Source organism: Streptomyces sp. NPDC057900 (assembly GCF_042887885.1).
Lineage (GTDB): Bacteria > Actinomycetota > Actinomycetes > Streptomycetales > Streptomycetaceae > Streptomyces.
The window spans coordinates 1159448-1183143 of record NZ_JBHVOI010000001.1; the positions used below are offsets into that span (position 1 = coordinate 1159448).

Consider the following 23696-nt stretch of genomic DNA (forward strand, 5'->3'; position numbering starts at 1 on the left):
GGCCGCCCCCGGTGAGGAGTCCTCACCGGGGGCGGCCGCTTGGTTACGGGTGTCAGCCCTGGAGGGCGACGAGGCTCGCCGGTCGCAGGTCCGTCCAGTTCGCCTCCACGTGGGCGAGGCACGCCTCACGGGTGTCGGCGCCGAAGACGGTCCGCCAGCCGGCCGGCACCTCGGCGAAGGCGGGCCACAGCGAGTGCTGGTTCTCGTCGTTGACCAGGACCAGGAAGGTGCCCTGCGGGTCCTCGAACGGGTTGGTCGTCATGCGTTGTCACTCCTCTTGGACGGTGTGGTGAACAGCTCGGAGAGCGGCTGTTCCGGATGGGCTGTCGCGCGGTGCAGCAGCTCCAGGTACGCGGCGGACAGCTGCCGGGCCTTCGCGGTGCCCAGCAGGCCGGTGGCGTGGATCAGCGCACAGTGCACCGGCCCTTCGCCCCGCGGCTCGTAGAAACTGAGGGTCAGCTCTGCCCGGGTGACTCCGGTCGGCACGGCCGAGAGCGCGCCGATGCCGCCCTCCAGCTGTTCCGCGTCGGCCTGTTCGTGGTGGATCACCATCACCTGCGGTCCCCCGGACGGGAGTCCGGCGGCCCGGACGACGGCGTCGAACGGGACGTCCTGCCGGTCGAGGGCGCTCAGTGTCGTCTCCCGTACCCGGGTCAGCAGTTCCGTGAAGCTCGGGTCGCCCGCCGTGCCGGTGCGCAGCACCACGGTGTTGAAGAAGCAGCCGACCAGATCGCTGAGCTGCTCATCGGTGCGTCCCGCGACCATCGTGCCGATCGGCAGGTCGGTGCCCGCGCCGTGCCCGGTGAGCAGCGCGGCGAGCGCCGAGTGGAGCACCATGAACATGCTGGTACCGGTCGACTGGGCGAGCCGGTCCACGGCGGCGTGCAGTTCCTCGTCCAGGACGAACCCGACGTGGGATCCAGGCCGCACGGAGGTGTCCGGCACGGTCCGCCGCGGGCCGTCGGCGGGCAGCGCGATCCGGTCCGGGAGTCCGTCGAGCGTCCGGCGCCAGTATGCGAGCTGCTGCCCACCCCTGCTGTCGGGGTCTGCGAGGTCGCCGAGGGACTCGTGGGCCCAGTGGGCGTAGTCGGCGTAGCCGACCGGCAGCGGCTCCCAGCCGGGGGCGCGGCCGCCGGCGCGTGCCGTGTGGGCGGTGACCAGGTCGCGGAAGAGCGGGACCACCGACCATTCGTCGACAGCGAGGTAGTGCATGGTCAGCAGCAGGGCCTGGCCGCCGTCCGGTGCGGTGAGCAGATGCGCCCTGAGCGGCGCCTCCACGGCCGGATCGGGTGCCAGGGCCGCGAGTTCGGCCAGCCGGGTGTCCAGGTCCGCGCACCGTTCCACCGTCAGTACGGGGGCCGTGGCGGGCCGCTGGTACAGCACGCCGTCGCGCTCTGTGAAGGCGGTGCGCAGCGGTTCGTGCCTGGCCACCACGTCCGCGAGGGCTGCGGCCAGGACCTCGGCGTCGAGCCCTCCCGCGGAGCGCAGGGTCAGCGCGTGGTCGACGCCCCGCGCGTCGCGGCAGGACTTCCACTGCCAGTCCTGGACGGGCGCGGCCCGCAGTTCCCCGGCCCGTTGCCCGACCGGGCGCAGCGCGGGCAGCGCCGGGGCCGTGCCCTCCGAGTCCGTACCCGCGCCCTCCAGCGCGCCGGCGATACCGGCGACGGTGAGCGCGTCGAAGACGTCCCTGATGCTGAGTTCGACGCCGAACTCGGCGCGGATGCGGCCGAGCAGCCGCATCGAGGCCATGGAGTGGCCGCCGAGCGCGAAGAAGCTGTCGTGCACGCCGACGTCGTCCAGCTTGAGGATCTCGCAGAACAGCGCGGCGACCCTGCTCTGGACCGGGGTGGCCGGGCGGGCGTCGCCCGTCATCGCGGACCAGTCGGGCGCGGGCAGCGCCGCGCGGTCCAGCTTGCCGTTGGGCGTCAGTGGCAGAGGGCCGTCCAGCGGCACCACCAGGGCCGGAACCATGTACTCGGGGAGCAGCCCGGCCATGTGGGCGCGCAGCTCCCGCGGGTCGGGTTCGCCGGACTCGGGCACCGCGTAGGCGATCAGCCGGACGATGTCGCCGTCCCGGTCCGGGACCACCGCGGCCTGGGCGACGCCGGGGTGGGCGGCGAGCGCCGCCTCGATCTCGCCCAGTTCGATGCGGAAGCCCCGCACCTTCACCTGGGTGTCGGCCCGGCCGAGGAAGTCGAGGTTGCCGTCGCGGCGTCGGCGGGCGCGGTCGCCGGTGCGGTACATCCGGCTGCCGGGCGCCCCGAAGGGGTCCGCGACGAACCGCTCGGAGGTGAGTGCCTCCTTGCCGAGGTAGCCGCGGGCGAGCCCGCGCCCGGCGACGTACAGCTCGCCCACCACACCCACCGGTACGGGCCGCAGCCGCGCGTCGAGCACGTAGGCGCGGGTGTTGGGGTCGGGCCGGCCGATGGGCACCCGGCCGGCCGGGGCGCCGCCGTGTTCGCGGGCGCACCACAGCGTCGAGTTGACCGTCGCCTCGGTGAGCCCGTAGGCGCAGATCAGGTCGGCGGTGGCGCCGAAGCGGTCGAACAGGTCCGGCGGCACCGTCTCGGTGCCGACCAGCACGGTCGACCCCTCGGGCAGCTCGCAGCCGGGCGGGAGCGCGGAGACCAGGGACGGCGGGAGGATCATGTGGGTGATCCGCCGGTCCGCGAGGAAGTCGGTCAGGGCCGGCCCCGCTACCCGTGCCTCATCGGTGATGAGTACGAGGGTGCCGCCGTGGCACAGCGCCATCGAGAGCTCGAAGACGAAGACGTCGAAGCCGGTGGAGGCGAACTGGAGCACCCGGCTGTCGCGGCGCAGGCCCATCCGGTCGACGGCGGTGGCCACCAGGGACGAGATACCCTCGTGGGGCACGATCACGCCCTTGGGGCGGCCGGTGGAACCGGAGGTGTAGATGACGTACGCGGCCTGGTCCAGGCCCGCGGGCCCGTCGGGTACGGCGGCCGGGGGCGGCCCCTGAAGTGCCTCCGCGGTGTCGGGGGCGTCCAGCAGTAGCACCGGGACGCCCGCCACCTCGGGGATCTTCCCCGCGACGGTCTCGGTGCCGACGACCAGGGCCGCACCCGAGTCCTCGATCATGTAGCCGAGCCGGTCACCGGGGTGGATCAGGTCGAGCGGCAGGAACGCGGCGCCCAGCTTCATCGCGGCGAGCACGGTGGCGATCATGTCCACGGACCGGGGAACGGCCACCCCGACCACGCTCTCGGCACCCGCCCCGTGCGCGGCGAGCAGCCCGGCGATGCGGCGGGCCCGGTCGTCGAGTTCGGCGTACGTCACCGAGCGGTCCCGGTCCACCACGGCGACGGCGTCGGGCCGTTCGGTGAGCCTGCGGGCGAACAGGGCGGGCAGGGACTCCTCCTCGACCTCGCGGGCCGTGTCGTTGAAGCCCTCCAGGAGGCTCTGCCGCTCCTGCCCCGAGAGGATCTCGGCCCGGGAGAGCGGCTGTCCGGGCGCGGCGACGAGCGCGGCGACCAGGGTGCGCAGCCGCTCGCCGATCGCCTCCGCGGTCTCCCGGTCGAACAGTTCGGTGGCGAACTCCAGCCGGCAGCCGAGCGAACCGGGGCCGCCGTCCGGCGCGGTGTGCTCGGTGAAGCTGAACACCAGGTCGAACTTGGCGGAGCGGATCCGGAACGGCACGAACTCCACGCCCAGTCCGGGCAGTTCGAGCTCCTCCCCGGTTCGGGCGTGATAGCCCACCATCACCTGGAAGAGCGGGTTGCGGGAGAGCGAGCGGGTCGGGTTGAGGGCCTCCACGACCGATTCGAAGGGCACGTCGGCGTGGGAGAACGCCGCCAGGTCGGTGTCGCGGACCCGTGCCAGGAGTTCGGTGAAGCTGGGGTCGCCGCCGAGGTCCGTGCGCAGCACCAGGGTGTTGACGAAGAAGCCGACCAGTTCGTCCAGCGCCTCTTCGCCGCGCCCCGCGATGGGCGAGCCGAGCGGGATGTCCGTCCCTGCGCCCATCCGGTGGAGCAGCGCGGCCACGGCCGCGTGCACCACCATGAACATGCTGGCGCCGGTCTCCCGGGCGAGCCGCTTCAGTCCGGCGTGCACCGGAGCATCGAAGGCGATGTCGAGTTCGGCCCCGGCGAACGTGGGGCGGGCGGGCCTGGGCCGGTCGGTGGGCAGCTCCAGCTCTTCCGGGGCACCGGCCAGGGCCGTGCGCCAGTGGTCCAGCTGCCGGGCGGCCAGGCTGGTTCCGTCGGCGGGATCGCCCAGCAGCCGGTCCTGCCACAGGGCGTAGTCCGCGTACTGGACGGGCAGCGGCTCCCAGCCGGGGGCCCGGCCTTCGAGGCGGGCCGCGTAGGCGGTGGCCAGGTCGCGCAGGAACGGCCGGTCAGACCATTCGTCGGTGGTGATGTGGTGCAGCAGCAGCACGACGACATGGTCCTCGGGCGACAGCTCCACGACGGTGGCGCGCAGCAGCAGTTCGGCGGCGAGGTCGAACGGCCGGTTGACGACCGTGTCGATGATGCCGGGCACCTCTTCCTCCGTGGCCCGGAGGTGCTCCACGACGGGAGGCGCCTCCTCGGCGGGCAGCACCCGCTGGAACACCTGGCCGTCGGCGGCCGTGGAGAAGACGGTGCGCAGGGCCTCGTGACGGGCGGTCACATCGGCGAGCGCGGTGCGCCAGGCGGCCGGGTCGAGCGGGCCGCGCAGCCGCATGGCCAGCGAGAAGTTGTACGCGGCCGAGGTGCACTCGATCTGCTGGATGACCCACAGCCGCTGCTGGGCGTGGGACAGCGGAAGCCGGTCGGGCCGCTCGCCCGAGGTCAGCGCCGGACGGGCCGCGCCATCGGTGCGGGCGGTACGTGCGGTGCGGGCCACCAGTTCCGCGACGGTCGGGGCCTCGAAGAGGTCCCGGATCGCCAGTTCGGCGTCGAGCGCGGTACGGGCCCGGCTGACCAGCCGGGTGGCCAGCAGCGAGTGCCCGCCCAGATCGAAGAAGTCGCTGTCGATGTCGACGCTGCCGGCGGGCAGTCCGAGGACCTCCGCGAACAGGGCGCAGAGCGTCTCCTCGCGCGGGTCGCGGGGAGCGCGGCCGGTGCCCGCGGCGGCGAGGTCGGGCGCGGGCAGCGCCCGGACGTCCAGCTTGCCGTTGACGGTCAGGGGCAGCGTGCCGAGGGTGACGAGCGCGGCGGGGACCATGTAGTCCGGCAGCCGGGTCTTCAGGTGGTCGCGCAGCCGCCGGGTCAGCGTGTCACCGTCCCCGGCGCCCTCCTCGGGCACGACGTAGCCGACCAGGCGTTTGCCGCCCGCCCGTTCGGAGACGACGACCGCCGCGTGTGCGACCCCGGGGTGCGTGGACAGAGCCGTGGAGATCTCGCCCAGCTCGATGCGGTAGCCGCGGATCTTCACCTGGTCGTCGGTGCGGCCGAGGAAGTCGATCAGGCCGTCGGGGCGTTGGCGCACCAGGTCGCCGGTGCGGTACATGCGCTCGCCCGGTTCACCGAACGGGTCGGCCACGAACCGCTCGGCCGTCAGCGCGGTCCGGTCGTGGTAGCCCCGGGCCAGTCCGGTACCGGCGATGTACAGCTCGCCCGGGCTGCCGGGCGGGACGGGGCGCAGCATCGAATCGAGGACGTGGGCGCGGGTGCCCCGGATCGGTACCCCGACCGTGGAGGTCGCGCTGTCCGCGGTGGAGGCGCCGAGTGTGTTGATCGTGTACTCGGTCGGCCCGTAGAGATTGTAGCCGTAGGTGCCCTCGGTACGGCGCAGCCGGGTCCAGACCGTGTCCGGGACGGCCTCGCCACCGAGCAGGACCAGTGCCGGACGGTGCTTCCCGGCGGCCTCGTCGTGGTCCAGGAGACCCTCCTCGATGAGGAGCTGGGCGTAGGTGGGCGTCACGTTGACCACGTCGATGCGGTGGCTGTCGCAGTACGCGACCAGCGCCTCCGCGTCGCGGCGCAGTTCCTCGTCGCAGACGTGGACCTCGTGGCCCTCGACGAGCCAGAGCAGTTCCTCCCAGGACATGTCGAAGGCGAAGGACACGGTGTGCGCGATGCGCAGCCGCCGTCCGCCCGCCGAGGCGATGGCCGGGTCGAAGATCTCCTTCTGGTGGTTGTACTGCATGTTCGTCAGCCCCCGGTACGGGGTGACGACGCCCTTGGGGCGGCCGGTCGAGCCCGAGGTGTAGATGACGTACGCGGGGTGGTCGAGGCGGCCCGGCACCCCGTGCGCGAACGCGGGTCGCTCCGCGTCGGTGATCTCGTCACCCGGCAGCGCGGCCAGTTCGGCGGCCACGGCCGTGTCGTCCAGCAGGAGTTCGGCGGCGACGGGGCCGTCCGCGTCGCGCAGGGAGGGCGCGACGGCGGTGGTGGACACCAGGCACAGCGGTCCGCAGTCGCGCGCCATCAGCCGCAGCCGGTCCGCGGGGTGGTCCAGGTCGAGGGGCAGGTAGGCGGCGCCGGTGCGCAGTACGGCGAAGAGCGCGGCCACCATCTCGATGGAGCGCGGCAGCGCGAGCGCCACGACCTTCTCCGGACCGGCTCCCTGGGCCAGCAGCAGCCGGGCGAGCCGGTTGACGCGGGCATCCAGTTCGGCGTACGTGAGGGTCTGCTCGCCGAAGACGAGTGCCACGGCGTCCGGGGTGCGGGCGACCTGGGCGGCGAGCAGATCGGCGACCGTCTCGTCGGGCACCGGTTCGCGGCCGGTGCGGTGCGCGGCGGCGGTGGCGGTCCGCTCTGCGGGCAGCAGCAGGTCGAGACCGGCGGTCCGCGCCCCGGCCGGGCCCGTGGCGTCGCCGTCGAGGTGCTCGGCCAGCCGGCCGAGCACAGCGGTGAAGCGGTCGAGGATGGTGGTCGCGGCCTCGGCGTCGAACAGGTCAGGCCTGGCCGCCAGGGTGATCCGCAGCCGGTTCCCCGGGGTGACGATCAGGGTGAGCGGGAAGTGCGTGCCGTCCACGTTGGACATGGCGGTGATGCCGTGCCGCCGGCGCAGTTCGGCCGCGCGGTCCTCGCCGTCGGCCGAGCGCAGGACGAACAGGGTGTCGAAGAGCCGGCGGTGCCCCGTCTCCTGCTGGAGGGCGCCGAGCCCGACGTACTCGTACGGCATCACGGCGGCGCGCTCGGACTGCATCCGGCGCAGCAGGGCGAGGAGCGGCTCCTCCGGGGTGAACTCGACGCGGGCGGGGATGGTGTTGAGGAACATCCCGATGATTCCGGCCGCGTCCGGGACGTCGGCGGGCCGTCCGGCGACGGCGGTGCCGAAGGCGACGTCGGCCCGGCCGGTCATCGCGGAGAGCACCAGGGCCCAGGCCGCGTTCAGGACGGTGTTCAGGGTGAGCCCGTGGCTGCGGGCCGCGGCCCGCAGCCGTTCACTGGTCTCCGGGCCGAGCACGGTGTCGTGGTCCGCCGGAATGACCGGTCCCGTGTCGCGCCCGGAGGGGGCGAGCAGGGTCGGCTCGTCGAATCCGGAGAGCGACCGGCGCCAGGCCGCGAGGGCGGCGCCGGTGTCCTGGCCGTCCAGCCAGCCGAGGTAGTCGCGGTACGAGCCGGGGACCGGGAGTCCGGTGGCGTCGCCGGCCCGCTCGTACAGCGTGAACAGCTCCTCCAGGAACAGCCACGCGGACCAGCCGTCCCACAGGATGAGGTGATGGGTGATCACGAGCCGGTCCCGGCCGTCGCCGAGCCGGATGAGCAGCAGCCGGCAGAGCGGGGGCGCGGACAGGTCGAAGCGCTGTCGCCGGTCGGCGGCCAGCAGCTCCCGCGTCCGGCTGTGCTGCTGCGCGGCGGGCAGCCCGGAGAGGTCCTCCTCGACGAGCGGGATCTCGGCTCCGTCCACGATGAACTGGACGGGGCGGGGCAGTCCGTCGGCAGTGAATCCGGCCCGCAGGCCGGTGTTGCGGGCCAGTAGCGCCCGGCAGGCGGCGCGCAGCCGGTCGGCGTCGACGCGGTGGTCGAAGTCCAGGGTCTCCTGGGAGAGGTAGACGTCGAGCGCCTCGCCCGCGTCATAGGTGGCGTGGAAGTACATGCCCTCCTGGAGCGGGGAGAGCGGCCAGATGTCGTCGACCGGGAGCCCGGCGGTGGCGGCGACGCGGTCGGTCTCCTGGGGGGAGAGCACGAGGCCGCCCAGCGGGGCCGCCTGCTCCGGCTCGGGCTCGGGGCTCGCGGCGGAGGTCAGCTGGGCGAGCAGGGCGCGCAGAGCGGGGTCCACGTCCGCGCCGGACCGCTCCTGGAGGGCCAGCACGGCCTGGAGGGCGGCGGCCGCCGGTCCGGCCTCCGCGGCGGTCACGGTCACGGCATCGGTGACCGGCTCAGGCTGAGGGGGCGCAGACGGGCCGGGTACGGCCATCTGCGCGGCGGCGGCCAGGGCGGCCGGGGTCCGGCACTCGAACACGTCGCGCGGGCCGATCACCAGCCCCCGCGCGCGGGCCCGGGTGGCGACGGTGATCGAGCTGAGGCTGTCGCCGCCGAGGACGAAGAAGTCGTCGTCCACGCCGGTCCCGGGCACGCCGAGCGCCTCCGCGAAGATCTCGCACAGGGCGCTCTCGCGCTCGTCGCGCGGGGCCCGGCCACCGGTCAGGGGGGCGGGCGCGGCGGACGGCAGGGCGTTCTGGTCGAGCTTGCCGCTGGGCGTCAGCGGCAGGGAGTCCAGGGCCAGGACGGTGCCCGGCACCATGGGCGCGGGCAGCGCCCCGGCCAGCGCCGCGCGCAGGGCATCGGTGTCCAGGACCGTGCCGGGCACGGGCACCGCGTAGCCGGCCAGCGCGCCGTCACGGACGATCACCGCTGCTCGGGCGACGCCCGGCAGGGCGGCCAGGGCGGCCTCGATCTCCCCGAGTTCGATGCGGTTGCCCCGGATCTTGACCTGGCGGTCGGTGCGGCCGAGGTACTCGACGGCGCCGTCCGCGCTCCGCCGTACCAGGTCACCCGTGCGGTACATCCGCTCGCCCGGCCCGCCGAAGGGGTCGGCCACGAAGCGTTCGGCGGTCGTGCCCGGCCGGTCGTGGTAGCCCCGCGCCAGCTGCACCCCGGCGAGGTAGAGCTCTCCCGCCACCCCGTCGGGGACCTGGCGCAGGAACGGGTCCAGTACGTGCAGCCGGGTGTTCCAGACCGGGCGGCCGATGGGCACGGCGGGCCCGGAGTCAGCGTCGTGGCGGTAGGCGAAGGAGGTCACGTCCACCGCCGCCTCCGTGGGCCCGTAGAGGTTGTGGAGCGGCACGGGTGCCGCCCGCCCCGAACGGGCGGTCAGCTCGGACCAGTTGGCGGCCTGCGCCCCGGTGAGGGCCTCGCCGCTGCAGAACACCCGTCGCAGGCTCGCCGCCCAGTCGGGGTGTTCCGTGTCGGACTCCAGGGCCTGGGTGAACGCGGCCAGCATGGACGGCACGAAGTGCAGCGTGGTGATCCGCTGCGACCGGATCAGCCCGGCCAGGTAGCCGGGGTCGCGGTGGCCGCCGGGGCGGGCGAGTACGACGGTCGCGCCCTCCACCAGGGGCCAGAAGAACTCCCAGACCGAGACGTCGAAGGCGGCCGGGGTCTTCTGGAGGACCCGGTCGTCCGCGCCGAGCCCGTACTCCCCCTGCATCCACCCGAGCCGGTTGACGACGGCACGGTGGGTGACGGTGACGCCCTTGGGGCGGCCGGTGGAGCCGGAGGTGTAGATCAGGTAGGCCGGGTGGTCGGGACCGGCGTGCCGCACGGGAGCGGCCGCGTTCCGGTCCTCGTCCTTCCCGTCGACGAGCAGTACGTCGGTGTCCGGTACGGCGGGCAGCCGCCCGGCCGCCTCCGCCGTGGTCACGACCGTACGGGTACCGGAGTCACCGAGCACGAAGGCGACCCGCTCCGCCGGGTAGTCGAGGTCGACCGGCAGATAGGCGGCGCCGGTCTTCAGGACACCCAGCAGCGCGACCATCAGTTCTGCGGAGCGGGGCACGGCCACCGCGATGTACTGCTCAGGCCCTGCCCCGCGCGACCGCAGCCGCCGGGCCAGCGCCTCCGCGCGCCGGTCGAGTTCGGCGTAGGTCAGCGTGGTGTCCTCGAAGACCACGGCCGGGGCGCCGGGGGTGCGGGCCGCCTGCTCGGCGAACAGCGAGGCGAGCGTGGCCTCGGGGACGGGCCGCTCGGTGGCGTTCAGCCCGGCGAGGTGAGCGTGTTCGCGCTCGGACAGCAGGCCGGTCCCGGCGACGGTGCGGCCGGGCTCTGCCACCAGGGTGCGCAGCAGCGCGGTGAACCGGTTGGCGAGGACGGCCACGGTCACCTGGTCGAAGCGGGCCGCGTCGTGCTTGAACCGCAGCAGCAGCCCGTCGCCGCCGGGCTCGACGACGAGCGCGAGCGGGTAGTGCACGGCGTCGGTGACGTCGTTGCCGGTGATGCGCAGCGCGTCCGGGCCGTGGTCCGCGGGCGTCCGCGGGGCCGGGTGGTTCTCGAACACCACGAGGGTGTCGAAGAGTTCACCGCCGCCCGCGATCCGCTGGATCTCGGCCAGGCCGAGGTGCTGGTGGTCCAGGAGCGCGGTGTGCTCGTCCTGGACGCGGCGCAGCAGTCCGGTGAGCGACTCCTCGGGCCGCAGGACCACTCGGGCGGGGACGGTGTTGATGAACAGGCCAACGGCGGAGTCCAGGCCCCGGACCTCGGTGGTCCGGCCGGACACGGTGGTGCCGAAGACGATGTCGTCGCCGCCGGTGAGGGCGCCGAGCAGCAGCGCCCAGGCGCCGTGCATGACGGTGCTCAGGGTGAGTCCGTGGGTGCGCGCGTACCCGGTGAGGGCTTCGGTCAGCTCTTCGGGCAGCCGGGTGTCCACCTGTTCCGGCCTGGCCGGGGCCCGCTCGCCGTCCTCCGCCGTCGCGAGCGCGGAGAGCCGGGTCGGCCCCGCCAGCCCGGCAAGCGCCTGCCGCCATGCCTCCCGCGCGCCGTCCCGGTCCCGGGTGGCCAGCCACGCCAGGTACGGGTGGGGTGCGGCCGGTGCGGGGAGTTCCTCGCCCCGGTAGGCGGCGATGAGTTCGCGCAGCAGTACGGAGACGGACCAGCCGTCCGCGACGATGTGGTGCAGGGTGAGCAGCAGCCGGTGCCGGTGGCCGTCCCGTACGAGAGTGGCGCGCAGCAGCGGTGGCCGGGCCAGGTCGAAGGGCTGGGCGCGGTCGGCCCGGAGCACCTCGTCGAGGGTGGTCTCCTCGGTGTCGGCCTGCCGCCAGGGCAGGGTGACGTGGTCGGCGAGGCGCTGGACGACCTCTCCGCCGGGGAGCTGGCGGAACGATGCGCGCAGCAACGGGTGCCGGTCCAGCAGCAGTTGGAGCGTCTCGCGCAGCCGGTCGGGGTCGACGGCCCCGTCGAGTTCCAGGAGTTCCTGGACGACGTAGAGGTCTGCGGTGCCCGCGTCGAAGGTGGCCGCGTCGAAGGTGCCCGCGTCGAACGCGGCGTGGAAGAAGAAGCCCTCCTGGAGCGGGGAGACGGGCAGCGCGTCCTCGTCCAGCCCGTGCGCGGGTGCCGACGGGGCGGGCGTCGTCCCGGCGGCGCGGGCCAGGGCCTCGACGGTGCGGAGCCGGAAGACATCGCGGGGGGTGATCGTGAGACCGGCGTCGCGGGCCCGGTTCACCAGCTGGATGGCGACGATGCTGTCGCCGCCGAGCTCGAAGAAGCTGCTCCGGACGCCCACGGCGGGCAGGTCGAGCAGTTCCGCGAAGAGGGCGGCGAGCACGGTCTCGGCCGGGCCGGTGGGCGCGTCGGTCCCGCTGACCTCCGTCCACCGGGGCTCGGGCAGGGCGCGGGTGTCGAGCTTGCCGTTGGGCGTGAGCGGGAGGGGCCCGTCCAGGACGACGACGGCGGTCGGCACCATGTGGTCCGGCAGGGCGCCGGCCACCTGGGCGCGTGCGGCAGAGACGGCGGACTCGGTGGCGGCGGCGTCGTCACCGTCCCCGACCAGGTAGGCGACGAGGCGCTTGACGCCCCGGTGGTCGTCGCGGACCAGGACGGCGGCCTGGGCGATCCCGGGGGCGGCCATGAAGGCGCTCTCGATCTCGCCCGGTTCGATCCGGTGACCGCGGATCTTGATCTGGCCGTCGGCCCGGCCCAGGAACTCCAGATTGCCGTCGGCGCCCCAGCGGACCCGGTCGCCGGTCCGGTACATCCGGGCGCCGGGCTCGCCGTAGGGGTCTGCGACGAAGCGTTCCGAGGTCAGGGCGGCGCGGCCCAGATAGCCGCGGGCGAGGCCGCGCCCGGCGACGTACAGCTCGCCCTCCACGCCCACCGGCACCGGGCGCAGTGCGGCGTCCAGTACGTAGGTGCGGGTGTTGGGGTCGGGCCGGCCGATGGGCGTGGGGCCCGGACGACCGGAACGGGCGAGCCACAGAGTGGAGTTGACGCTTGCCTCGGTCAGTCCGTACGCGACGACGACCTGGAGCCGCCCGGCCCAGCGGGCGATCAGCTCGCTCGGGACCGCCTCGGTGCCGACGACGAGGACGGCGCCCTCGGGCAGTTCGCACTCCGGCGGCAGCGCGGAGACGAGCGACGGCGGCAGGATCATGTGGGTGGCGCGATGGCGGGCGATGTAGTCGGTGAGGGCGGGTCCGGCGACCCGGCGCTCGGCAGGGACGACGATGATCCGGCCGCCGACGCACAGCGACATGATCAGGTCCCAGACCGTCACGTCGAAGCCGACGGAGGCGAACTGCACGACGCGGCTGTCGGAGGTGACGCCGATCCGCTCTGTCGCCGTGGCGATGAGGCTGCCGACGCCGTCGTGGGTGACGATCACGCCCTTGGGGCGGCCGGTGGAGCCGGAGGTGTAGATGACGTACGCGGCCTGGTCCAGGACGACCGGGGTGCCCGGGTCCGTGCTGTCCTGGGCGGCGAGGGCGGCGGCGGTCCCGGGGTCGTCGAGCAGCAGGTGGACGGCGTCCGACGCCGGGAGGTGGGGCGCCAGTTCTCGGACGGTGAGCACGGTGGCGGCCCCCGCGTCGGAGAGCATGTAGGCGGTCCGGTCCCGGGGGTGGTCGGCGTCCAGCGGGAGGTAGGCGGCGCCCGCCTTCATCACGGCGAGCAGCGCGACGACGAGTTCCGGCGAGCGCGGGAGTGCCACGGCGACGACGTCGCCCGCGCCCACGCCACGGGCGGCCAGCAGCCGGGCGAGCCGGTTGGCGGCGGCGTTGAGCCCGGCATAGCCGATCTCGCGGTCCTCGCAGACGAGCGCGACGGCCTCCGGTGTGCGGCGGACCTGGGCCTCGAAGGCGGCGGGCCAGGAGAGTTCGGCGACTTCGCACGGGGAGACGGCCAACTCACTGATCAGCCGCTCGTGTTCGGCGTCCGCGATCAGCTCGATCCGGCCGACGGGCCGCTCCGGGTGGTCGATGAGGGCGCCGAGCACCGTGCGGAAGCGGCGTTCGTGGTCGCGGAGGGTCTGCGCGTCGCAGAGGTCCGCGTCGGCGTCGAGGTGGACGGTGACGGCGTGGCCGTCGCGGCTCTCGGAGAAGGCGAACGCCAGGTCGCTGACGGGGCCGAGCCACTCGGGGCGGAGTTCGGTCCGCAGTCCGTCGAAGCCGAACTCCTCGCCCCTGGGCAGGATGTTGACCGTGGGGCCGACGAGCTCCCGGACCCCGTCGACCAGTCCGAGGTCCCTGGCCAGGTGCTCGGCGCGGTGGCGTCCGTGCGCGGCCGCCTCCGAGATCCCCCGGCGCACGTCCGCGACGAGGTCCGCGCCCGTGGTGCCGGGGCGAACGGTCAGCCGCAGCGGGACGACGTTGGAGACCATGCCCGGAACCACGGCGGACACGGGGTCCTGGCGGGCGGCGACGGGCAGTCCGAGGACCAGGTCCTGTTCGCCGGTGGCCCGGTGCAGATACGCGGCGACGGCCGCGACCAGCAGCCGGGACGGCCGGACCCCGGCGTTCCCGGCGGCGGTGTGCAGCCGCTCGGCGTCCCGGCCGGTGAGTTCGACGGTGCGGCGCAGCCGCCGGCCCGTCAGAGCGTGGCCGCGTTCGACGAGGCGTACGGGCTCCGCCCGGCCGCTCAGGCGCTCCTGCCACCAGGCGCGGTCCGCCTCGTGCCGCGCGGAGGCACGGTATGCCAGGTCGGCGTCCACCAGCCGGGCGAGGGACAGGTCCGGGCCGGCGGGTGCCCGCGTGCCCAGGGTGTAGAGCTCACCGGCCCGGCGGGTGATGAGCGTGACGCCGATGCCGTCGAGCACGATGTGGTGATAGCGCTGGTACCAGCGGACATGGTCGTCCGCGAGCCGCAGCAGTGCCTGGGCGAAGAGCGGTGCCCGGTCCAGGGGGGCGGGCCGGTCACGCTCGGCCGTGGCCCAGTCGGCGGCGGCCGCCTCGGGGTCCGGGGCGTCGCGCAGGTCGACGACGGGTACGTCGAAGTGAGCCGTGGCGGCGTGCTGGCGCGGGCCGCCGTCGCCGTCGCCGGGGGTGAACTCGACGTGCAGGCAGCCGGCTTCCGTGACGGCCTGCCGGACGGCGGTGGCCAGCCGGCCGAGATCGGTGGAGCCGCGCAGGTCCAGGGCGAAGACGATGTTGTAGGCGGAGCTGTCCGGCTCGATCTGCTGGGCCGGCCAGATCCCGGCCTGCCCGCCGGTCATGGGGATTCCGGTACCGGATGTGCGGTCCGACTCGGCGTCAAACATCGTACGAAATGGCCTTTCCCTGATGATGTACGGCAAGGAGAGGACGTCCCGTCCGATGGCGTGCCGGGCCGGCACGCCATCGGGCGGGCACCCCTGTTCGGTCCTGCTGAGGTGGGGCGGTGGGCTACTTGACGGCGGTCAGCAGCGGCACGATCTCGTCGATCGCGTAGGGGATCGAGAGGACCGTGTTGAAGGAGAACGCGGCGCCGATGTCCGGGTCCTGGTAGGGCACGAACAGGTCGCGCTTGTCCTTGCTCACCTTGAGGTTCTTGTAGAGCGGCTCGGCCTTGATCCGGTCGTTGGCGTCGGTGCTTGAGGTCACCCAGACCAGTCGGTCGACGTCGAGCACGTTCAGCTTCTCCGAGCTGAGTTCGGCGGCGTTCCAGCCCGGCTTGGCCAGCTTGTCGATCTCCGGCTTCAGCTTGAAGCCCAGCTCGGAGAAGAAGATGGACTTGGGGTCGGTCTTCGTGAACGCGGAGTACTTCCCCGCCTCGAAGCTGTCGGCCACGGCGAGGGTCTTCGTGGCGAACTCGGGGTGCTCGTCCCGGACCTTCTTGAAGTCGGCGTCGATGCCGGTGATCAGCTTCTCGGCCTGCGCCTTCTTGCCGAGCGAAGCGCCGATCTGCCGGGTCATCACCTGCCAGGAGGCGCCGTAGTCGGGCAGGCCCTTGGGCTGGGCGACGACCTTGGTGAACTTGGAGAGGGTGTCGTACTGCTCCTTCTTCATCCCGGAGTACTGGGCGATGACCAGGTCCGGCTTGAGCGCGGCGATCTTCTCCATGTTGTACTCGTCGCGCTCACCGACGATGTCCGGCGTGTCGGACCCCCACTTGGCCTTGGTCCAGGGCCACTTGCCGTACGGCTTCTCCTTGAACCAGTCCACGGAGCCGACGGGCTTGATGCCGAGCGCGAGGACCGCGTCCTGGTCCGAGAGGCCCAGGGTGACGATCCGCTTGGGCTCCGACTCGATCGTCGTGCTGCCGTACTTGTGCTGGACCGTCACCGGGAAGGCACCGGACTTCGCGCCCGCCTCTGCCGAGGCGCTGGACGATGCCTTGTCGTTGCCGCCCCCACAGGCGGCCAGAGCGACGGCGGCGACGGCCGCGACTGCCACTCGGGGTGCGAATCTGACGAGCCGCGTCAGTGCGGGGCGTGTACCAGTGGACACGGATGTTCCTTTCAGGGGGTTTTCGCTGTGCGTGCCGGGCACGCCGCGTACTGCCGTACGAGCGGCGGGCGGGGCGAAATGTGGGGGGCGGACCGATGACGGGCCGGGAACAGGGGTGGTGGGTCAGGGCGCGGCGACGCCGCCGGCGAGCGGACGGGTGCCTTCGGAGGCGCTCTTCAGGCCGCGCTCGACGATCGAGTCGAGGATCTCGCCGACCCTGATCGCGGTGTTGGACAGCAGCGAGGAGGTGATGCCGTGGGTGTGCTCCGTGCCGCCCTGGAGGTAGATGCCGCAGCGCAGTTCGTCGTCCGTCGCGATGCGGTAGTCGCGCTCGACCCGGACCCGGCCCTCGTCGTCGCGGTGGCAGTGGCGTGCGACGTCGCCGAGGAGGCTCAGGGGTTCGACGGGGCTGTAGCCGGTGGCGAGGACCACGACGTCGGCCTCCAGCGTGCTCTCCTCGCCGCTGACCAGGGAGGTGACGGTGGCGCGGACCTTGTCCCCGGCCTCCTCGACACCGGTCAGCCGGGAGATGTTGATGAAGCGCAGCCGCTCGGTGCCGAGCACCTTCTCCTGGTACGCCTGGCGGTACAGGTCGTCGATCAGGTCGATGTCCACCACGGAGTAGTTGGTGTTGCCGTGGTAGCCCATCAGCTTGCGCTTGACGTCGTCCGGGGCGGTGAAGTACTCGTCGACCGCCTCCGGGTCGAAGATCCGGTTGGCGAAGCTGCTGTCGTCGGCCGGGCTGTAGCCGTAACGGGAGAAGACCGCGCAGACCTCGGCGCGCGGGAAGCGGCGGTGGAGGTAGGCGACGTTCTCCGCGGCGCTCTGCCCGGCGCCGACCACGACGAACCGGGCGGGCTCCGTGCCCTCCAGCGCGTCGACCTTGGCCAGCAGGTCGGAGTTGTGCCAGACCCGGTCTGTGCGCTCGACGCCCTCCGGCATCAGCGGGCGCAGCCCGGTGCCGACGACGAGGTTGCGGGCGCGGTGGACCACCGTCTCGGTGCCGGAGCGGGCGGTCACATCGACGTACTCCACCACTCCGTCACGCAGGACGGGTTCTACGGAGATCACGTCGTGGCCGTAGCTGACCATGTCGTCGACCTTCGCGGCGGCCCACTCGAAGTAGTCGTGGAACTCGACGCGGAGCGGGAAGAGGTTCTTGCCGTTGACGAAGTCGATCAGCCGGCCCCTGCTCTGCAGGTAGCGCAGGAAGGTGTACTCGCTGGACGGGTCCCGCAGCGTCACCAGATCCTTGAGGAACGACACCTGCATCGTCGCGTCGTCGATCAGCATGCCGCGGTGCCAGCCGAAGGCGGGCTGGCGCTCGAAGAAGTGTGCCGTGACCGCCTCCTGCCTGCCCACTCGCGCGTTGTGCTCGCTGAGCGCGATCGCCAGGGCCACATTGGACGGCCCGAAGCCGATTCCTATGAGGTCGTGGATCAGAGGTGCGTCGCCAGGATCAACCTGTGACATGTCACTCCCATCGTGCGGGACAGCCGCCTGTCAGGCGTGGACGAAAAGAACGGGACGCGGGCACACCGAAAGCGGCAGCCAGTCGAACTTAGGTAAAGCTAACCTGACTTCAACAGGTCTGTCGACCAGACAAAACCGGACCAATCACCAGGCGTCCTACCTAACGCACCAGAAATCAGGGCCCGTTGCATCATTAGGTAAGGCTTGCTTTACTTGGCGTCGATCAGTCGCTCACCTGAGGAGGAACCCCATGCGGGTCGCCATGTTCGGTTACCAGACCTGGGGCCACCGCACCCTGCGAGCCCTCCTGGAGTCCGAGCACGACGTGGTGACCGTCGTGACGCATCCCAAGAGCGAGCACGCGTACGAGAAGATCTGGAGCGACTCCGTAGCGGACCTGGCCGAGGAGCACGGCGTCCCGGTGATCATCCGCAACCGGCCCGACGACGAGGAGCTCTTCCGGCTGCTCCAGGAGGCCGCTCCGGACATCATCGTCGCCAACAACTGGCGCACCTGGATCCCGCCGCGCGTCTACAACCTGCCCCCGCACGGCACGCTCAACGTCCACGACTCGCTGCTGCCGAAGTACGCCGGGTTCTCGCCGCTGATCTGGGCGCTCATCAACGGTGAGACCGAAGTCGGCGTCACTGCCCACATGATGGACGAGGTGCTCGACGCGGGCGACATCGTGGACCAGCGCGCGGTGAAGGTCGAGCCCCGCGACACCTCCGTGGACCTGTTCCACAAGACCGTCGACCTGATCGCCCCGGTCACCATCGGCGCGCTGGACCTGATCGCCTCCGGGCAGACGGAGTTCACCCGGCAGGACCGCTCGCAGGCGACGTTCTTCCACAAGCGCGCGGAGGAGGACATCCGCATCAACTGGGACTGGCCCGCCGAGGTGCTGGACCGGCTGGTCCGCGCCCAGACGTCGCCGTACCCGAACGCCTTCACCTTCCACCGCGGCAAGCGGCTGGAGGTGGTGTCCGCCGTCGTGTCCGAGGGCCGGTACGGCGGCACGCCCGGCCGCGTCTTCTACCGCGAGGGCGAGGGAGTCGTGATCGTCGCCGGCTCCGACGCGCGCACGGGCCTCAACCACGGTCTCGCCATCACCCGGGTGCGCACCGAGGACGGCCGGGAGCTGCCCGCGACCGAGTACTTCACCTCCATGGGCGGATACCTCACCGGCCGCCCCTGAGGCCGTGCCTTGTCCGGTCCCGGCGGACCGGTTCACTCATTCCGGTCCCGGAGGGCGTAGTCGTTGAGGATCAGCGACAGGCCGGCGGTGAGGCGTCGCGCGTAGGGGATGTGGAGGGACTCGTTCGGGCCATGGGCGTTCGCGCCCGGGCCCAGCACTCCGCACGCCAGGAACTGGGCCCCGGGAAACTGCCTGGTCAGCTTCCCCAGCAGGGGAATCGTGCCGCCCTGCCCGATCCGGGCGGCGTCCGCCCCGTCGAAGCAGGCCCGGCTCGCCGCCGACAGCGCCGCTCTGAGCCACGGCTGTTCTGCGGGCGCGTGCCAGCCGTCGGCGAGGACCGGGTCGGGCGTGAACCGGACCGCCGTGCCGTACGGCGGGTCCGCCTCAAGGATCCGGCCGACCTCCGCGAGGGCCGCCGCGCTGTCCACCGCGGGCGGCAGCCGGAGCGAGAGCTTCACGCGGGTGTGCGGACGGAGCACGTTGCCCGCCGACGCCACCGGGGGAATCCCGTCCGCTCCGGTGACCTCCAGGCTGGGGCGCCAGGCCCGGTTGAGGAGCAGCTCCTCGGGATCGCGCGTCACCGGGGAGGCGTTCCCGTGCCAGTCGAAGCGGCCCCAGACCCGCTCGCCGAGCAGCGCCGCCGCCTCACGTGTCTGGACGCGGCGCTCGTCCGGCACCTCGCAGTGGAGTACGTCCGGGCGCAGTGCTCCCGTCGCTCCGTCCTCCAGCCGGTCCAGCAACTGACGCAGCACCCGGAACGACGACGGCACCACACCGCCCGCGTCTCCGGAGTGCGCGCCGTCGCCGAGGACCCGCACGTCGAGCGTTCCGCCACAGGCCCCGCGCAACGACGTGACCAGCCAGAGCCGTTCGTAGTCGCCCGCGCCGGAGTCCAGGCAGACGACGAGGCCCACCTCTCCGATGCGCGGCGCGAGTTGGGCGAACCAGTGGTCCAGGTCGGGGCTCCCCGACTCCTCACCGGCCTCGAACACACCGACGCAGCGCGGCCGGGCCGCGCCCTGTTCGGCCAGCGCCCGCACCGCGGTCACCGACGCGGGCAGCGCGTACCCGTCGTCGGCGCCGCCGCGGCCGTACAGCCGGGTGCCTTCGAAGACGGGTTCCCACGCGGTGCGGCCCTCCGTCCAGCCGTCGCCCTCGGGCTGCTTGTCGAGATGGCCGTAGAACAGGACGGTCTCCTGCGCCCGCACGCCCTCGCCCGGCAACTCGAAGAAGATCAACGGCGTACGTCCGGGAGCGCGCAGCACCTCCACCCGCAGACCCGGCAGTGGCACGTTCCGCAGCCAGGCGGCTGCCGCGTCGACGGCCCGGTCTAGGTGGCCGCGGGCCTCCCAGTCGGGGTCGTACGCGGGGCTGACCGCCGGGACGCGGATGTGCTGCTGGATGAGGGGGAGCACCTCCGTCTCCCACTGGGCGTCACAGAATTCCCGTACGGGACCGGGGTCGGCGACACCGTCCTGAACCCGCTCAGGCATCGGCGAGTACCTTCGCGGCCGGGGCGAACCGGATGCCGAGCAGCTCCTCCACCGGCGCGTACACCTCGGGCATGTACATCGTCCGGGAGAGCAGGAGGTTCTCGGCCGGAGCGACCAGGACGCCTACCTGCTTGCCGACCTCGACGTCCGCCGAGGCGAGCGGCTGCCCGGCCTCGTCGAACGTCGTGATCAGATCGGGGAAGGAGGCCCGGCGGGCACCGTCGACGTCGAGCGCCATGTACTCGTTGACGATGTACAGGGTGGTGCTCGCGGCGTCGTCCAGGACCGCGACGCCGACGTCCAGGCCCTCCCGCTGCTCGCAGCGGTACTCGCGCACCGTGCCGGTCACGACTATCTCGCCGCCGAGATGCCGGGCGGCGCCGGACGCACCGTCCGCCAGGAAGCGCCGGCCCAGCTCGATGGCGAAGCCGATCGCGCCCGGCGCGCCGTTCCGTACCGCGTAGCCGACCTCGACGGGGTTTCGGGCGACGCCCACCCAGCCGCCGGCCTCGACGGAGGCACGCCGGACCACGTTCGACGTGGCCTCCAGTCGGCCGGCCACCGAACCCTCGACGTACGCGTACGGCTTGCCGCCCGCGTAGCCCTGGCTGGAGAGGTAGCCCTCCTCCTGGTGCAGGCCCATCGCGCCCATCACGCTGGAGGGGTGGGCGCGGCCGTTGCAGGCCAGGTCGATGACGGGCAGGCCGGTCATCGCCGAGTGGAACCAGCCGTTGATGGTGGTCTCGGCGCCGTTCTCGTTCGTGTGGATCGCGACGAGCGGGCGCGGCAGCTCACGGCGGAGCAGCTCCAGGGCGCGCAGCAGGTGCGTGGGCAGCACCTGCGGGTCGGGCGCCGCGGGGGCGCCGACCAGGGCCACGGTCGCGGTCAGGTCGTCGGCCGCGAACTCGTCGGCCGTCCACAGCTCGGGCACGCCGATCTGGAGGGCCAGTTCGGCGGTGCGCAGGCCCCGCTCGACGAAACCGCCGCCGCCTCCGCCCAGTACGGCACCGCCGTACACGGCCGCGCGGATGTCGTCGTGGGTCAACTGTCGCTTCACGGGGGTCTCCCAGGGTGGTTCTGTACAGGGGTGCGAGAGGAAGTGCGGGGGTCCGGCTACTTGGCGGCCTTGAACACGCCGTTGCCGAACGAGTAGAGGGCGTCACCGGCGATCGCGCCGCCGGCGAAGACCTCCAGGTCGTCCTTTGCCTTCGGGCCGAGGACGCGCGGGGCGAGGACCCGGACGGCGATACCGGCCGCGACCATCCAGCCGGCCATAGGTGTGGTGATCAGCAGCCCGGTCGCCAGCAGGATGCCGAGCTGGCGCTTCGAGCCGCCGATCAGCTGCACGATCGCGCCGGGGATCGCCCACAGGGCGAGGTGCCGGGCGGTCTCCGCGGACGGGCCCGCCTTGATCGCGGCGACGTACGCGGCGTCGATCGGGGCGGTCTGCCCGTTGTCGAAGAACATCCGGTACGAGACGAGGACGACGACGATGGCGACACCGAAGCCGATCATCGCGGCGATCAGCTGCTGACGGCGGCCCTCCAGCTCGAAGGCCGGGTCGGCGTTCTCGCCGCGCAGCAGATATCCCGCCTTGAGGTCGTACCCCATGTCGGCGAAGGCCGGACCGGTCGCGGCGGTGAAACCGGACAGCACGACGAGTGCCTCGGGCGGAAAGCCGATGAGGATGCCGAGGAGCAGGGTGATCAGGGCGATCGCGAAGGCCGGGAACCAGCCGGAGTGCATCGAGGCGATACCGACGAGCAGTTCGTGCAGGAACGCGGCGACGGAGGCGTACAGGAGGAAGCCGATCAGCATGCCGGGGCTCATGTGCGTGGCGGCGCCGGTGCCGAACGCCAGCAGGACCGAGATCACGAGGTAGGCGCCGAAGCCCAGCCGCATGGAGCGCCCCAGACGCCGTGCGCCTTCCGCCGAGCCGGCCGGTCCGGCCGCGCGGCCGCTCCTCCCCGGGGCGCGCCGGGCCTTGATGATGGTGCGGCCGACCTGGACCAGGGCGACCAGACCCGCGCCCATCATCATGCCGTGCGGCAGGTACATGGAGTTGAGGTCGAGGCCGAACAGCGGGTCGGCGTACTGGTTGAACAGCAGTCCGACGCCGAAGGCGGCCATGGCGGCGAACCCGCCGATCATGGCCACACCGAACGCCGACATCGGCAGCGCGAACGCGGCGCCGGCCAGCCCGGTCAGCAGGCCGAGGCCGAGCACTTTGGCGCGCCGGCCGCCCTCGTCGCCCGCCTTGATGGCCTGGGCGGCAGCGAGCCCGGGCGGCCAGGGGTTCTTCGCCGGGAAGGCCGGGGTGTCGTACATCCGATAGAGCAGCCAGGCATCGACCAGCATCGCGGCGGCGACCCCGATCAGCATCGGGATGATCATGTTGTCCATCCCGAACAGGAACGGGATGCCGATCGGCAGGAACAGGCTGTTCGCGGCGCCGAACGTGGCAGAGGAGATGCTCGTCTGCGCGAGGTTCTGGGCGTGCACCGAGCGGAAGCCGCGGAACCAGACGAGCGGCACGCGGGCCAGCGTCATCGCGGCGAGCGCGCCGATCAGCGAGGTGCTGGGGGTGACGCCGAGCGTGGCGAGCAGCTGCACCCCCACGATCGCGCCGAACACGCTGAGCACCACGGTGAGGATCAGATTGCCGGGGGCGAGGGCGCGGGGATGGCTTCGGCCCTCACTCGCCGGGTGCGAGGTATCTGCCTGGGGCGAGGCGTCAGTGCTCATGGGTCTTCGGTGCTCCCGTGCGGGTGGGCGCCTTGTCGGTCGCCTGGGAAAGTTCTAAAATATGGAACACGGTTTGAATATTCGGATCTCCTGGGATCATCCATATGACGCAGTCCGCCGTCAAGGGCACGGCCCCGGTTCTCGGTATGTGGGCGCTCCGGAGCGGCCGGCCGAGGGCCGTCACGAAGACGTCCGGGCGCCCCTTACGATCGGACGACACGACTCGGGGGAGCTCGGGGAAGGCGGGAGAACGGTGAGCACACTCGCCAACGCGCGCGATGTCCTGCGGTTGATGGCGCGTCTGCAGCGCGATCTGACCGTGACGGATGTCGCGGGGGCCCTGGGCCAGCCCAAGAGCTCCGTGTCGCGGACGCTCAGCATGATGGCCGACTACGGCTTCCTCGACCGCGATCCGATAAGCCGCGCCTACCGCCCCGGCGTACTCGTCATGGAGGCGTCGTACCACTTCCGCGCCTCGCGCAGCACGGCCTCCCTGCTGGAGGAGGAGCTGGCCGGGCTGGTCGCCGACATCGGATACACCGGGTACGTGGACGTGCTCGACGGGCCCGAGTCGCTCGTGCTCCACATGCGGCTCGGGACGACCGGCGCCCTCCAGGCGTACACCCCGGCCGGTACCCGCGCACCCGCCTACGCCAGCTCCATGGGGCGGGCGCTGCTGGCCCGCCTGGACGACGCGCAGGTGCTGCGACTCGTCGACGCCCGCCTCGAACAGAGCACGGGCTCGGCGCCCCGCACCCCCGGCGAACTGACCTCCTGCCTGGCCCGGGTCCGCGCCGACGGCTGGGAGTCCTCGCGCGGCGAGTACGTTCCGAACGTCGCCGGGGTCTCCGCCGCCGTACTGGACAGCGACACCGGACAGATCTTCGGCATAGGCATCGCACTGCCCGCGCCCGAACTGCACGACGGGAACGCGGCCCGCTTCGGCCGAGCGGTCCGTGACGCCGCACTGCGCGTCGGCAAGCGCATCGGCGACCCGTACTGGCTGCGCTACGTCGAGACCGACGCCGCCCGCTGAGGCGGC

Annotated in this window: 9 protein-coding genes; 2 read left to right on the top strand and 7 right to left on the bottom strand. The window is 72.6% G+C overall.

All coding sequences use genetic code 11. The features are described 5' to 3' along the window. Positions 1-52: 52 nt before the first annotated feature. The 4 genes from ACFVQ0_RS04780 to ACFVQ0_RS04795 all read right to left on the bottom strand — a co-directional run bounded on the left by ACFVQ0_RS04780 (position 53) and on the right by ACFVQ0_RS04795 (position 17218). The gene (locus ACFVQ0_RS04780) at positions 53-262 is read right to left on the bottom strand and encodes an MbtH family protein (RefSeq protein ID WP_123463937.1); all 210 of its coding nucleotides are present in this window, start codon (positions 260-262) and stop codon (positions 53-55) included. Continuing rightward, positions 259-14577 carry an amino acid adenylation domain-containing protein gene (locus ACFVQ0_RS04785; protein WP_390084547.1) on the bottom strand — a complete coding sequence of 4773 codons (14319 nt, stop codon included), beginning with the start codon at positions 14575-14577 and terminating at the stop codon, positions 259-261. The genes ACFVQ0_RS04780 and ACFVQ0_RS04785 overlap by 4 nt, the downstream gene beginning before the upstream one ends. 124 nt (positions 14578-14701) lie before the next feature. After that, the gene (locus ACFVQ0_RS04790) at positions 14702-15745 is read right to left on the bottom strand and encodes an iron-siderophore ABC transporter substrate-binding protein (RefSeq protein WP_390084549.1); all 1044 of its coding nucleotides are present in this window, start codon (positions 15743-15745) and stop codon (positions 14702-14704) included. 123 nt (positions 15746-15868) lie between these two features. Next, a complete protein-coding gene (locus ACFVQ0_RS04795; RefSeq protein WP_390084551.1) occupies positions 15869-17218 on the bottom strand; it encodes a lysine N(6)-hydroxylase/L-ornithine N(5)-oxygenase family protein in 1350 nt (449 codons plus the stop codon). Between the two features lie 250 nt (positions 17219-17468). Between ACFVQ0_RS04795 and ACFVQ0_RS04800 the strand changes: the two genes are divergently transcribed. Continuing rightward, positions 17469-18416 (top strand): methionyl-tRNA formyltransferase, encoded by a 948-nt coding sequence (locus tag ACFVQ0_RS04800; RefSeq protein ID WP_390084553.1) that lies wholly within the window; start codon positions 17469-17471, stop codon positions 18414-18416. Positions 18417-18448: 32 nt separating this feature from the next. Here ACFVQ0_RS04800 and ACFVQ0_RS04805 read toward each other — a convergent pair whose 3' ends face one another. The 3 genes from ACFVQ0_RS04805 to ACFVQ0_RS04815 are packed head-to-tail and all read right to left on the bottom strand — an operon-like array spanning position 18449 to position 22654. Continuing rightward, a complete protein-coding gene (locus ACFVQ0_RS04805; protein WP_390084555.1) occupies positions 18449-19909 on the bottom strand; it encodes a M20/M25/M40 family metallo-hydrolase in 1461 nt (486 codons plus the stop codon). After that, the gene (locus tag ACFVQ0_RS04810) at positions 19902-20966 is read right to left on the bottom strand and encodes a DUF917 family protein (protein WP_390084557.1); all 1065 of its coding nucleotides are present in this window, start codon (positions 20964-20966) and stop codon (positions 19902-19904) included. Before ACFVQ0_RS04810 ends, ACFVQ0_RS04805 begins: the two co-directional genes overlap by 8 nt. 56 nt (positions 20967-21022) lie before the next feature. Then, positions 21023-22654, bottom strand: coding sequence for an OPT/YSL family transporter (locus ACFVQ0_RS04815; protein WP_390084559.1), 1632 nt, complete (start codon positions 22652-22654; stop codon positions 21023-21025). A gap of 253 nt (positions 22655-22907) precedes the next feature. Between ACFVQ0_RS04815 and ACFVQ0_RS04820 the strand changes: the two genes are divergently transcribed. After that, positions 22908-23690: an IclR family transcriptional regulator gene (locus ACFVQ0_RS04820; protein WP_390084561.1), complete on the top strand. Its 783-nt coding sequence runs from the start codon at positions 22908-22910 to the stop codon at positions 23688-23690. Positions 23691-23696: the final 6 nt, after the last annotated feature.

Bases quoted from the DNA above. Each gene is read 5' to 3' on its own strand.
- ACFVQ0_RS04805 (WP_390084555.1), bottom strand. From the start codon at position 19,909: ATGCCTGAGCGGGTTCAGGACGGTGTCGCCGACCCCGGTCCCGTACGG.
- ACFVQ0_RS04815 (WP_390084559.1), bottom strand. From the start codon at position 22,654: ATGAGCACTGACGCCTCGCCCCAGGCAGATACCTCGCACCCGGCGAGT.
- ACFVQ0_RS04785 (WP_390084547.1), bottom strand. From the start codon at position 14,577: ATGTTTGACGCCGAGTCGGACCGCACATCCGGTACCGGAATCCCCATG.
- ACFVQ0_RS04795 (WP_390084551.1), bottom strand. From the start codon at position 17,218: ATGTCACAGGTTGATCCTGGCGACGCACCTCTGATCCACGACCTCATA.
- ACFVQ0_RS04800 (WP_390084553.1), top strand. From the start codon at position 17,469: ATGCGGGTCGCCATGTTCGGTTACCAGACCTGGGGCCACCGCACCCTG.
- ACFVQ0_RS04780 (WP_123463937.1), bottom strand. From the start codon at position 262: ATGACGACCAACCCGTTCGAGGACCCGCAGGGCACCTTCCTGGTCCTG.